This is a genomic window from Streptomyces sp. NPDC052012 (assembly GCF_040689265.1).
GTDB lineage: Bacteria > Actinomycetota > Actinomycetes > Streptomycetales > Streptomycetaceae > Streptomyces.
In genome coordinates, this window is record NZ_JBFAXA010000010.1 from 16,664 (window position 1) to 28,381 (window position 11,718).

The following is an 11,718-nucleotide window of genomic DNA, read 5'->3' on the forward strand; positions in this document are numbered from 1 at the left end:
CCACGCCGTCATACTGGGCGTCGGGCGGTGTGCCGCGGCCGCGCACGGCACCCGCTCACCCCACGCACGACCCCGTACGACTCCGCATGACCCCGTACGACCCGAAGCCGCCCTTCCGACGAGGATCCGGAGCCCGTGGCATGACCGTCTGCCTGCTCCTGCTGAGCGTGGTCGCCGTGACGGCCGCCGTGCCCGTCCCTCGCGCGCTGACGCGGGCGAAGTGGCCGGAGCGGGAGCCGGTGGTGGCGCTGTGGGTGTGGCAGTGCCTCGTCGCCACCGTGCTGCTGTGCTGTGTGACGGCGCTCGCGCTGGGTGCCGCAGCCGTCTTCGGCACCGTCCGCGCCCAGTTGTTCGCCCCGGCACCGCCCGCGGTGACCGCGGCCTACGATCTGTCCGCCGCCTCGCCGTGGGCGACCGTCCTGACGGTACTGCTGGCGTGCGGTGCCGCCTGGACGACCGCGATGCTCGGCCGGGAGCTGGTCGAGGCCCGTCGGCGCCGCGCGCAGGCGCGGGCACATCTGCGCGAACGCGCCCCCGACCTGCCGGCCGGTCTGCCCGCCGCCCGCGGTCCGCTGCTGGTGCTGGAGGACGAGTACCCGGACGCCTGGTGGATGCCGGGCCACCCGCCCCAGCTGATCGTCACCACCGGCGCCCTGCACCGCCTCACCGACCACCAGCTCGACGCCGTCCTCACGCACGAACGCGGCCACGCCCGCGCCCGCCACGACTGGCTGCTGCACCTGTCCACCGCACTGGCCACCGGTTTCCCCCGTATCCCGCTGTTCGCCCACTTCTGCGACCAGACCCACCGCCTGGTCGAACTGGCCGCCGACGACACCGCCTCCCGCCGTTGCGGCCACCTGACCACGGCCCTGGCCCTCATCGAGCTCAACCAGCACCGCGGCGTGCTGTCCTGCGCCTCCAGCCACCGCCTGCTCGGCGAGCGCGTCGACCGCCTGCTGGAGCCCCCGCCCCGCCTCGACCGCCGCCGTCGCGCCCTGACGACGACCGCGGCGGCACTGGTCCCGCTGATCCCCCTCCTGATCACCTTCGCGCCGGGTCTGACGGCCCTGCCGTGACGGGACCGGCCGGCTCACACCCGCCGTTCCGCCGGCTCACGCCCGCCGTTCCGCCGGCTCACTCACCAGTCCGGCTCCGGTTCCGGCTCCTCGTCCGGCGCCGGCCAGTCGTGGTCGCTCTCCGCGGGCCGCCCCGCCGCCTCGCCGGACGGCCCGCCCAGCGCGTCCGCCTCGCCGGACGGCCCGCCCAGCGCGTCCAGCACCGCCAGGACGCCCTCCCCGTAGGTCGCCAGCTTCTTCTCGCCCACGCCGCTGATGCCGCCGAGCTCCCGCACGGACGTCGGCCACACCGTCGCGATCTCCCGGAGCGTGGCGTCGTGGAAGATCACGTACGCGGGGACGCCCTGCTCCCGGGCCTGCTCGGCCCGCCAGGCCCGCAGCGCCTCGAAGGCCGGCACCAGGGACTCGGGCAGCTCGGCCGCTGCGGCCTTGGCCTTGCGCTCGCCACGTCCGGAACCCGCCGATCCCGACCCCGCCGATCGCGAGGTGGCCGGCTTCTTCGGTTCCTTCCGCAGCGGCACCTCCCGCTCCCTGCGCAGTACGGCCCCGCTGGCCTCGCTCAGCACCAGCGTGCCGTACTCGCCCTCGACCGCGAGCAGCCCCTGGGCCAGCAACTGCCGGATGACGCCGCGCCACTCCGCCTCGCCGACTTCCTGGCCGATCCCGAACACGGACAGCTGGTCGTGATCGAACTGGATGACCTTGGCGGTGCGCTTGCCCAGCAGGATGTCGACGATCTGCACCGCACCGAACTTCTGCCCGCGCTCCCGCTGCAGCCGCACCACCGTGGACAGCACCTTCTGCGCGGCGACGGTGCCGTCCCAGGTCTCCGGCGGGGTGAGACAGGTGTCGCAGTTGCCGCAGGCGGGGGAGTCGGGGTCCTGGCCGAAGTAGGCGAGGAGCTGCCCGCGCCGGCACTGAGCGGTCTCGCACAGCGCCAGCATCGCGTCCAGGTGCTGATTGGCCCGCCGCCGGTACGCCTCGTCGCCCTCGCCCGTCTGGATCAGCTTGCGCTGCTGTATGACGTCGTTGAGGCCGTACGCCATCCAGGCCGTGGACGGCAGCCCGTCACGCCCCGCACGCCCCGTCTCCTGGTAGTAGCCCTCGACGGACTTGGGCAGGTCGAGGTGGGCGACGAATCTGACGTCCGGCTTGTCGATGCCCATGCCGAACGCGATGGTGGCGACCACGACCAGCCCGTCCTCCCGCAGGAAACGCGCCTGGTGCGCGGCGCGCGTCCCCGCGTCCAGACCCGCGTGGTACGGCACCGCCTCGATGCCGTTGCGGGTGAGGAACTCGGCGGTCTTCTCCACGGAGTTGCGCGACAGGCAGTAGACGATGCCCGCGTCGCCCGTGTGCTCCTCGCGCAGAAAGCTCAGCAGCTGCCTCTTCGGGTCGGCCTTCGGCACGATCCGGTACTGGATGTTGGGCCGGTCGAAGCTCGCCACGAAGTGCCGGGCGCCCTCGAGCCCCAGCCGTTCGGTGATCTCCCGGTGGGTGGCCCGCGTGGCCGTCGCCGTCAGGGCGATCCGGGGCACGTCCGGCCACCGCTCGCCGAGCACGGACAGCATCAGGTAGTCGGGCCGGAAGTCGTGGCCCCACTGGGACACGCAGTGCGCCTCGTCGATGGCGAAGAGGGAGATCTTCCCGCGTGAGAGCAGATCCAGTGTGGCGTCGAGCCGGAGCCGCTCCGGGGCGAGGTACAGCAGGTCCAGCTCGCCCGCCAGGAACTCCGCCTCCACCATGCGCCGCTCGTCGAAGTCCTGCGTGGAGTTCATGAACCCGGCCCGCACGCCCAGCGCCCGCAGCGCGGTCACCTGGTCGTGCATCAGCGCGATCAGCGGGGAGACGACGATGCCCGTGCCGGGCCTGACCAGGGCGGGGATCTGATAGCACAGCGACTTGCCGGCGCCGGTCGGCATGAGGACGACCGCGTCGCCCCCGGCCACCACGTGCTCGACGACGGCCTCCTGCTCACCCCGGAAGGCCTCGTACCCGAACACCCGGTGCAGCGCGGCCAGCGCCTCACTCTGCGTCACTGCCATGTCGGCGACACCGCCCGTCCCACCCATCGTCCTGTCCCCCGTACGTCGTCCCGCGTCGTCTCTCGTAGTGCTGCGGCTCTCGTGGTCCTTCGGCCACTGCGTCCACGATAGGGGCCCGCGCCGACAGCCCCGGAGTTATCCACAGACCCCTACCCGAACGTGTGAACGACAGCGGCCCGGCGCCCCGCGGATCGGGGACCGGGCCACTCCCTGCGACGCCTAGGTCAGCGCACGAACACCCCCGCGTCGCCCGCCAGCTCCAGGAAGTACTGCGGGGCCACGCCCAGCACCACCGTCACCGCCACGCCGACCGCGATCGCCGTCATCGTCAGCGGTGACGGCACCGCGACGGTCGGGCCCTCGGGGCGCGGTTCGCTGAAGAACATCAGCACGATCACGCGGATGTAGAAGAACGCCGCGATCGCCGACGAGATCACGCCGACCACGACCAGGGGCGCCGCGCCGCCCTCCGCCGCCGCCTTGAACACGGCGAACTTGCCCGCGAATCCGGACGTCAGCGGAATGCCCGCGAAGGCCAGCAGGAACACCGCGAACACCGCCGCGACCAGCGGGGACCTGCGCCCAAGACCTGCCCACTTGGAAAGGTGCGTCGCCTCACCGCCCGCGTCGCGCACCAGCGTGACCACCGCGAACGCGCCGATCGTCACGAAGGAGTACGCGGCCAGGTAGAACAGGACCGACGAGACACCGTCCGGCGTCGTCGCGATCACACCGGCGAGGATGAAGCCCGCGTGCGCGATCGACGAGTACGCCAGGAGCCGCTTGATGTCGGTCTGCGTGATCGCGACGATCGCACCGCCGAGCATGGTGACGATCGCCACCGCCCACATCACCGGCCGCCAGTCCCAGCGCAGGCCCGGCAGGACGACGTACAGCACGCGCAGCAGCGCGCCGAACGCCGCGACCTTCGTGGCCGCCGCCATGAATCCGGTGACCGGTGTCGGCGCGCCCTGGTAGACGTCCGGCGTCCACATGTGGAACGGGACGGCGCCGACCTTGAACAGCAGGCCCATCACCAGCAGCGCGGCGCCCACCAGCAGCAGCGCGTCGTTGCCCATGGTGTCGGCGAGCGCCGGGTTGATGTCCTGGATCGTGCCGTCGACGACCTGCGCGATCGTGGCGTACGACATCGAGCCGGAGTAGCCGTACAGCAGGGCGATGCCGAACAGCGTGAACGCGGAGGCGAACGCGCCGAGCAGGAAGTACTTGACCGCGGCCTCCTGCGACATCAGCCGCTTGCGGCGGGCCAGTGCGCACAGCAGGTAGAGCGGCAGGGAGAAGACCTCCAGCGCCACGAACAGCGTCAGCAGGTCGTTGGCCGCCGGGAAGATCAGCATGCCGGCGACCGCGAAGAGCAGCAGCGGGAAGACCTCGGTGGTGGTGAAGCCGGCCTTGACCGCCTTCTTCTCGCTGTCGCTGCCCGGCACGGACGCGGCCTGCGCGGCGAAGGAGTCGACCCGGTTGCCGTGCGCCTCCGGATCGAGCCGCCGCTCGGCGAAGGTGAACAGGCCCACCAGGGCCGTCAGCAGGATCGTGCCCTGCAGGAACAGGGCCGGTCCGTCGACGGCGATCGCGCCCATCGCCGCGATGCCCGCCTTGGTCGTGCCGTACCCGTCGGCCGCGAGCGCGACCACCGCGGCGAACGCGGCGGCGAGCGACACGACGGCGACGAACATCTGTGCGTAATAACGGGACTTGCGCGGCACGGCCGCCTCGATCAGCACCCCGACGATCGCCGCGCCGACGACGATCAACGTGGGCGCGAGCTGCCCGTACTCGATCTTCGGCGCGTCGATCTTCGAGATCGGATCGGCTGCGGTTGCCGCCGTTGTCCACAGGCTGTGGACGGCTGTTGCACTCACTTGGCCGCCTCCACCTCGGGCCGGGGGTCCTTCTTGTCGACGTCGGACATGGTGTGCTTCACCGCCGGGTTCACGATGTCCGTGACGGGCTTCGGGTAGACGCCCAGGAAGATCAGCAGCACCACCAGCGGCGCCACCACCGCGATCTCCCGCACCCGCAGGTCCGGCATCGCGGAGACCTCCGGCTTCACCGGGCCCGTCATCGTCCGCTGATAGAGGACGAGGGTGTAGAGCGCGGCGAGGACGATGCCGAAGGTGGCGATGATTCCGATCACCGGGTACCGCGTGAAGGTGCCGACCAGGACCAGGAACTCACTGACGAACGGCGCGAGCCCCGGCAGCGAGAGCGTCGCCAGGCCGCCGATCAGGAAGGTGCCGGCGAGCACCGGCGCGACCTTCTGCACTCCCCCGTAGTCGGCGATGAGCCGCGAGCCGCGCCGCGAGATCAGGAAGCCGGCGATCAGCATCAGCACGGCCGTCGAGATGCCGTGGTTGACCATGTAGAGCGTCGCCCCGGACTGGCCCTGGCTGGTCATCGCGAAGATGCCCATGATGATGAAGCCGAAGTGCGAGATCGACGCGTACGCGATCAGCCGCTTCATGTCGCGCTGGCCGACCGCGAGCAGCGCACCGTAGATGATGCTGATCAGCGCCAGTACGAGGATCGCGGGCGTCGCCCACTTGCTGGCCTCCGGGAACAGCTGGAGGCAGAAGCGGAGCATCGCGAAGGTGCCCACCTTGTCGACGACCGCCGTGATGAGCACGGCGACCGGGGCGGTGGACTCCTGCATGGCGTTGGGCAGCCAGGTGTGCAGCGGCCACAGCGGCGCCTTCACCGCGAAGGCGAAGAAGAAGCCGAGGAACAGCCAGCGTTCGGTGCTGGTCGCCATGTCCAGCTCGCCGCTCGCACGGGCCTGCGCGATCTCGGTGAGCGAGAAGTTCCCGGCGACCACGTACAGGCCGATCACCGCGGCCAGCATGATCAGACCACCGGCCAGGTTGTACAGCAGGAACTTCACCGCCGCGTACGACCGCTGGGTGGCCGCCTTCTCCTCGCCGTGCTCGTGGGCCCGGTCCCCGAAGCCGCCGATGAGGAAGTACATCGGGATCAGCATGGCTTCGAAGAAGATGTAGAAGAGGAAGACGTCGGTGGCCTCGAAGGAGAGGATCACCATCGCCTCGACGGCCAGGATCAGCGCGAAGAAGCCCTGGGTGGGCCGCCACCGCCTGCTGCCGGTCTCCAGCGGGTCGGCGTCGTGCCAGCCCGCGAGGACGATGAACGGGATCAGCAGCGCGGTCAGCGCGATCAGCGCGACCGCGATGCCGTCCACGCCCAGTTCGTAGCGGACGCCGAAGTCGGCGATCCACGCGTGGGACTCGGTGAGCTGGTAGCGGTCGCCGCCCGGGTCGAAACGCACCAGGACGACGATCGCGAGCACCAGGGTGGCGAGCGAGAACAGCAGCGCGAGCCATTTGGCCGAGGTGCGCCGCGCGGCCGGCACGGCGGCCGTGGCGATCGCCCCGATGGCCGGGAGCGCCGCCGTCGCTGTCAGCAGAGGAAAGGACATCGGTATCAGACCGCCCTCATCAGCAGGGTCGCGGCGACCAGGACCGCCGCGCCGCCGAACATCGAGACCGCGTAGGACCGCGCGAAGCCGTTCTGCAGCCTGCGCATCCGCCCGGACAGGCCGCCCATGGAGGCGGCCGTGCCGTTGACGACCCCGTCGACCAGGGTGTGGTCGACGTACACCAGCGAGCGGGTGAGGTGTTCGCCGCCGCGCACCAGGACCACGTGGTTGAAGTCGTCCTGGAGCAGATCGCGGCGGGCGGCCCGGGTGAGCAGCGACCCGCGCGGGGCGACGGCCGGCACCGGGCGGCGCCCGTACTGGGCCCAGGCGACCGCCACACCGATGACCATCACGGCGACCGTGGAGATCGTCACCGTCAGGGCGCTGATCGGGGCGTGTCCGTGGTCGTGCCCGGTGATGGGCTCCAGCCAGTGCACGAAGCGGTCGCCGATGCTGAAGAACGCACCGCCGAACACCGAGCCGATGGCCAGCACGATCATCGGGATCGTCATGACGCCCGGCGACTCGTGGGGGTGCGGCGGCGTGTACTCGCCGCGCGTCTCGGCGGCGGGCTCCACGTCCGGCTGGGCCGGGGACGGCGTCGGGGCGTTGCGCCAGCGCTCCTCGCCGAAGAACGTCATCAGCATCACGCGTGTCATGTAGTACGCGGTGATGGCCGCGCCGAGCAGGGCGCAGGCGCCGAGGATCCAGCCCTCGGTGCCGCCCTTGGCGAACGCGGACTCGATGATCTTGTCCTTGGAGAAGAAGCCGGACAGGCCCGGGAAGCCGATGATGGCGAGGTAGCCGAGGCCGAAGGTGATGAACGTGACCGGCATGTACTTGCGCAGCCCGCCGTAGCGGCGCATGTCGACCTCGTCGTTCATGCCGTGCATCACCGAGCCGGCGCCGAGGAACAGCCCGGCCTTGAAGAAGCCGTGCGTCACCAGGTGCATGATCGCGAAGACGTAGCCGATGGGGCCGAGGCCCGCGGCCAGCACCATGTAGCCGATCTGCGACATGGTCGAACCGGCCAGCGCCTTCTTGATGTCGTCCTTCGCGCAACCGACGATCGCACCGAACAGGAGCGTGACCGCGCCGACGATGGTGACGACGAGCTGCGCGTCGGGCGCGCCGTTGAAGATCGCGCCGGAGCGGACGATGAGGTAGACGCCCGCGGTCACCATGGTCGCGGCGTGGATCAGGGCCGAGACCGGGGTCGGGCCCTCCATGGCGTCGCCGAGCCAGGACTGCAGCGGCACCTGGGCGGACTTTCCGCAGGCGGCGAGCAGCAGCATCAGCGCGATCGCGGTGAGCTTGTCCTCACCGGCGGCGCCGGCGAGCCCGGCCTCCCCGTGGCTGCCGAGCACCGGCTCGAAGGCGAAGGTGCCGAACCACAGGAACATCAGCATGATCGCGATGGACAGACCCATGTCGCCGACGCGGTTGACCAGGAAGGCCTTCTTCGCGGCCGTGGCGGCGCTGGGCTTGTGCTGCCAGAAACCGATCAGCAGGTAGGAGGCGAGACCGACGCCCTCCCAGCCGACGTACAGCAGCAGGTAGTTGTCGGCGAGGACGAGCAGCAGCATCGCCGCGAGGAACAGGTTCAGGTAGCCGAAGAAGCGGCGGCGCCGCTCGTCGTGCTCCATGTACCCCACGGAGTACAGGTGGATCAGCGAGCCGACACCGGTGATCAGCAGGACGAACGTCATCGACAGCTGGTCGAGCCGGAAGGCGACGTCCGCCTGGAAGCCCTCGACCGGGATCCAGCTGAACAGGTGCTGGGTGACGGTGCGTTCCTCGGCGGCCTTGCCCAGCAGGTCGGTGAACAGCACCAGGCCGAGGGCGAAGGAGACGAACGCGAGCAGCGTGCCGATCCAGTGGCCGACGGCGTCCAGCCGGCGTCCGCCGCACAGCAGGACCGCCGCTCCGAGCAGAGGCGCCGCCACCAGCAGCGCAATCAGGTTCTCCACGTTTCAGCCCCTCACAACTTCATCAGGCTGGCGTCGTCGACCGAGGCCGAGTGGCGGGAACGGAACAGGGACACGATGATCGCCAGCCCCACCACGACCTCCGCGGCGGCGACGACCATCGTGAAGAAGGCGATGATCTGGCCGTCGAGATTGCCGTGCATCCGGGAGAAGGCGACGAACGCGAGGTTGCAGGCGTTGAGCATCAGCTCGACGCACATGAACACCACGATCGCGTTGCGCCTGATCAGCACGCCTGTGGCGCCGATCGTGAACAACAGGGCGGCGAGATAGAGGTAGTTGACCGGGTTCACTTCGACGCCTCCTCGGACCGCTCGAACCCCTTGAACGGCTCGATCGCCGTGCGCTCCAGGCGTTCCTCCGCGCGCTGCTCCAGCGCCCGCAGGTCGTTGAGCGCCTCCTGCGACACGTCACGCACCTGGCCGCGCTCGCGCAGCGTCTTGCTGACGGTGAGGTCGGACGGGGTGCCGTCGGGCAGCAGGCCCGCGATGTCCACGGCGTTGTGCCGCGCGTACACGCCGGGGGCGGGCAGCGGCGGCACGTACGTGCCCTCGCGGACGCGCTGCTCGGCCATCTCGCGCTGGGTCCTGGCGCGCTCGGTGCGCTCGCGGTGGGTGAGCACCATGGCACCCACGGCGGCGGTGATGAGCAGGGCGCCGGTGATCTCGAAGGCGAACACGTACTTGGTGAACAGCAGGGCGGCGATGCCCTCCACGTTGCCGTTCGCGTTCGCCTGGCCGATGCCGTTGAACTCGGTGAGCGAGGCGTTGCCGATGCCGGCCATCAGCAGGATGCCGAAGCCGAGCCCGCACAGAAGGGCCAGCCAGCGCTGGCCCTTGATGGTCTCCTTCAGGGAGTCCGCCGCGGTGACACCGACCAGCATCACCACGAACAGGAACAGCATCATGATCGCGCCGGTGTAGACGATGATCTGGACGACGCCGAGGAAGTAGGCGCCGTTGGCGAGGTAGAACACCGCCAGGATGATCATGGTCCCGGCGAGGCTCAGCGCGCTGTGCACGGCCCGCTTCATGAAGACGGTGCACAGGGCGCCGATCACCGCGATGGTGCCGAGGATCCAGAACTGGACGGCCTCTCCGGTGGAGGTGGAGTAGGCGGCGAGCTGCTCCGTCATCGCCCGATCACCTTCTCCGAGGCCGGTTCCTCCGGGCCGAAGGTGGAGGCGGCCTCCTGCACCACCTCGCCTTTGGAGTGGGCGACCTGACGCTCGGTGCCGGGCGCGGCCTCGGTCACCAGGCCCTTGTAGTAGTCCTGCTCGTCGGTGCCCGGGTACATGGCGTGCGGAGCCTCGACCATGCCCTCCTCCAGACCGGCGAGCAGCTGCTCCTTGGTGTAGATGAGGTCGGCCCGGCTGGAGTCGGCCAGCTCGAACTCGTTGGTCATGGTCAACGCGCGCGTGGGGCACGCCTCGATGCACAGGCCGCACAGGATGCAGCGGGCGTAGTTGATCTGGTAGACGCGGCCGTACCGCTCGCCGGGCGAGTAGCGCTCCTCGTCGGTGTTGTCCGCGCCCTCCACGTAGATCGCGTCGGCGGGGCAGGCCCAGGCGCACAGCTCGCAGCCGACGCACTTCTCCAGGCCGTCCGGATGGCGGTTGAGCTGGTGCCGTCCGTGGAAGCGCGGAGCGGTGGTCTTCTGCTGCTCCGGGTACTGCTCGGTCAGCCGCTTCTTGAACATGGCCTTGAAGGTCACGCCGAAGCCGGCCACGGGATTCAGGAAACCGGGCGACGTGGGCCTGGCCTCCTTGGGCTCCTCAGCCATCGGACGCCTCCTTTCCATCCGTAGATCCACCCAGAGATCCGTCACTCTGAGTATCGGGCCCACCACTGACAATCAGCTCCCGCTCCCGGCGCGGCCGGCGCCTGGGCACTGCCGGCAACTCCTGCCCCGGCAGCGGCGGTACGGGGAATCCGCCCGCCATCGGGTCGAACGCGGCCGGGGCCTCGGCGGGCTGCTCCGCCTGCTTGGCCTTCGCGCGGAACATGTCGGCGACGAAGGAGAGCAGCAGCAGGCCGAGCACGGCCGCGCCGATGTAGAGGGCGATGTCGGCGAAGTCGTAGTTCTCGTTCCTGAGGGCCCGGACGGTGGCGACGAGCATCAGCCACACCAGGGAGACCGGGATGAGGACCTTCCAGCCGAGCTTCATCAGCTGGTCGTAGCGGACCCGCGGGAGGGTGCCGCGGAGCCAGACGAAGAAGAACAGCAGCAGCTGGACCTTCAGGACGAACCACAGCAGCGGCCACCAGCCGTGGTTGGCGCCCTCCCAGAAGGTGCTGACCGGCCAGGGTGCCCGCCAGCCACCCAGGAAGAGGGTCACGGCGACGGCCGAGACGGTCACCATGTTGATGTACTCGGCGAGCATGAACATCGCGAACTTGATCGACGAGTACTCGGTGTTGAAGCCGCCCACCAGGTCGCCCTCGGACTCGGGCATGTCGAAGGGGGCGCGGTTGGTCTCGCCGACCATGGTGACGATGTAGATGATGAACGAGACCGGCAGCAGCACGATGTACCAGCGGTCCGTCTGCTGCTCGACGATCGCCGACGTCGACATCGACCCCGAGTACAGGAACACGGAGGCGAAGGCGGCGCCCATGGCGATCTCGTAGGAGATCATCTGCGCGCAGGACCGCAGGCCGCCCAGCAGCGGGTAGGTGGATCCGGAGCTCCAGCCCGCCAGGACGATGCCGTAGATGCCGACCGAGGCGACCGCGAGGATGTACAGCATCGCGATCGGCAGGTCGGTGAGCTGCATCGTGGTGCGGTGGCCGAAGATCGAGATCTCGTTGCCGGCCGGGCCGAAGGGGATCACCGCGATCGCCATGAAGGCGGGGATCGCGGCGACGATCGGCGCGAGGACGTACACCGCCTTGTCCGCGCGCTTGACGACCACGTCCTCCTTGAGCATCAGCTTCACGCCGTCGGCGAGCGACTGGAGCATGCCCCAGGGGCCGTGCCGGTTGGGGCCGATGCGCAGCTGCATCCAGGCGACGACCTTGCGCTCCATCACGATGGAGATCAGCACGGTCACCATCAGGAAGGCGAAGCAGAACACCGCCTTGATGGCGATGAGCCACCAGGGGTCACGGCCGAACATCGAGAGGTCTTCGGCGGCGACGTACGGGCTCATGGCG

The 11,718-nt window shown here is 69.9% G+C and carries 9 protein-coding genes; 1 reads left to right on the top strand and 8 read right to left on the bottom strand.

Annotated features, from left to right (window positions below):
* Positions 1-140: 140 nt before the first annotated feature.
* Complete coding sequence (locus tag AB0412_RS18345) at positions 141-1,079, top strand: M56 family metallopeptidase (RefSeq protein ID WP_366403598.1); 939 nt, start codon at positions 141-143, stop codon at positions 1,077-1,079.
* Positions 1,080-1,141: 62 nt separating this feature from the next.
* Here the strand turns inward: AB0412_RS18345 and recQ are convergent, their stop codons facing one another.
* The 8 genes from recQ to nuoH form a co-directional block, all read right to left on the bottom strand.
* Positions 1,142-3,151: a DNA helicase RecQ gene (recQ, locus tag AB0412_RS18350; RefSeq protein ID WP_366403599.1), complete on the bottom strand. Its 2,010-nt coding sequence runs from the start codon at positions 3,149-3,151 to the stop codon at positions 1,142-1,144.
* A gap of 197 nt (positions 3,152-3,348) precedes the next feature.
* The gene (gene nuoN, locus AB0412_RS18355; protein WP_366403600.1) at positions 3,349-5,007 is read right to left on the bottom strand and encodes an NADH-quinone oxidoreductase subunit NuoN; all 1,659 of its coding nucleotides are present in this window, start codon (positions 5,005-5,007) and stop codon (positions 3,349-3,351) included.
* Positions 5,004-6,575, bottom strand: coding sequence for an NADH-quinone oxidoreductase subunit M (locus AB0412_RS18360; protein WP_366403601.1), 1,572 nt, complete (start codon positions 6,573-6,575; stop codon positions 5,004-5,006). The genes nuoN and AB0412_RS18360 overlap by 4 nt, the downstream gene beginning before the upstream one ends.
* 5 nt (positions 6,576-6,580) lie before the next feature.
* Entirely contained in the window at positions 6,581-8,545 is a 1,965-nt protein-coding gene (gene nuoL, locus AB0412_RS18365; RefSeq protein ID WP_366403602.1) for an NADH-quinone oxidoreductase subunit L, read from the bottom strand.
* 11 nt (positions 8,546-8,556) lie between these two features.
* Positions 8,557-8,856 (bottom strand): NADH-quinone oxidoreductase subunit NuoK, encoded by a 300-nt coding sequence (gene nuoK / locus AB0412_RS18370; protein ID WP_004927567.1) that lies wholly within the window; start codon positions 8,854-8,856, stop codon positions 8,557-8,559.
* The gene (locus tag AB0412_RS18375; protein WP_366403603.1) at positions 8,853-9,698 is read right to left on the bottom strand and encodes an NADH-quinone oxidoreductase subunit J; all 846 of its coding nucleotides are present in this window, start codon (positions 9,696-9,698) and stop codon (positions 8,853-8,855) included. The genes nuoK and AB0412_RS18375 overlap by 4 nt, the downstream gene beginning before the upstream one ends.
* Positions 9,695-10,345: an NADH-quinone oxidoreductase subunit NuoI gene (gene nuoI, locus AB0412_RS18380; protein ID WP_366403604.1), complete on the bottom strand. Its 651-nt coding sequence runs from the start codon at positions 10,343-10,345 to the stop codon at positions 9,695-9,697. The genes AB0412_RS18375 and nuoI overlap by 4 nt, the downstream gene beginning before the upstream one ends.
* Entirely contained in the window at positions 10,338-11,714 is a 1,377-nt protein-coding gene (gene nuoH, locus AB0412_RS18385; protein ID WP_366403757.1) for an NADH-quinone oxidoreductase subunit NuoH, read from the bottom strand. Before nuoH ends, nuoI begins: the two co-directional genes overlap by 8 nt.
* Positions 11,715-11,718 lie beyond the last annotated feature (4 nt).

What these genes read in the sequence shown, in the direction of transcription:
- recQ (WP_366403599.1), bottom strand. Translation starts at nt 3,151, where the DNA reads ATGGGTGGGACGGGCGGTGTCGCCGACATGGCAGTGACGCAGAGTGAG.
- AB0412_RS18375 (WP_366403603.1), bottom strand. Translation starts at nt 9,698, where the DNA reads ATGACGGAGCAGCTCGCCGCCTACTCCACCTCCACCGGAGAGGCCGTC.
- AB0412_RS18360 (WP_366403601.1), bottom strand. Translation starts at nt 6,575, where the DNA reads ATGTCCTTTCCTCTGCTGACAGCGACGGCGGCGCTCCCGGCCATCGGG.
- nuoI (WP_366403604.1), bottom strand. Translation starts at nt 10,345, where the DNA reads ATGGCTGAGGAGCCCAAGGAGGCCAGGCCCACGTCGCCCGGTTTCCTG.
- AB0412_RS18345 (WP_366403598.1), top strand. Translation starts at nt 141, where the DNA reads ATGACCGTCTGCCTGCTCCTGCTGAGCGTGGTCGCCGTGACGGCCGCC.
- nuoH (WP_366403757.1), bottom strand. Translation starts at nt 11,714, where the DNA reads ATGAGCCCGTACGTCGCCGCCGAAGACCTCTCGATGTTCGGCCGTGAC.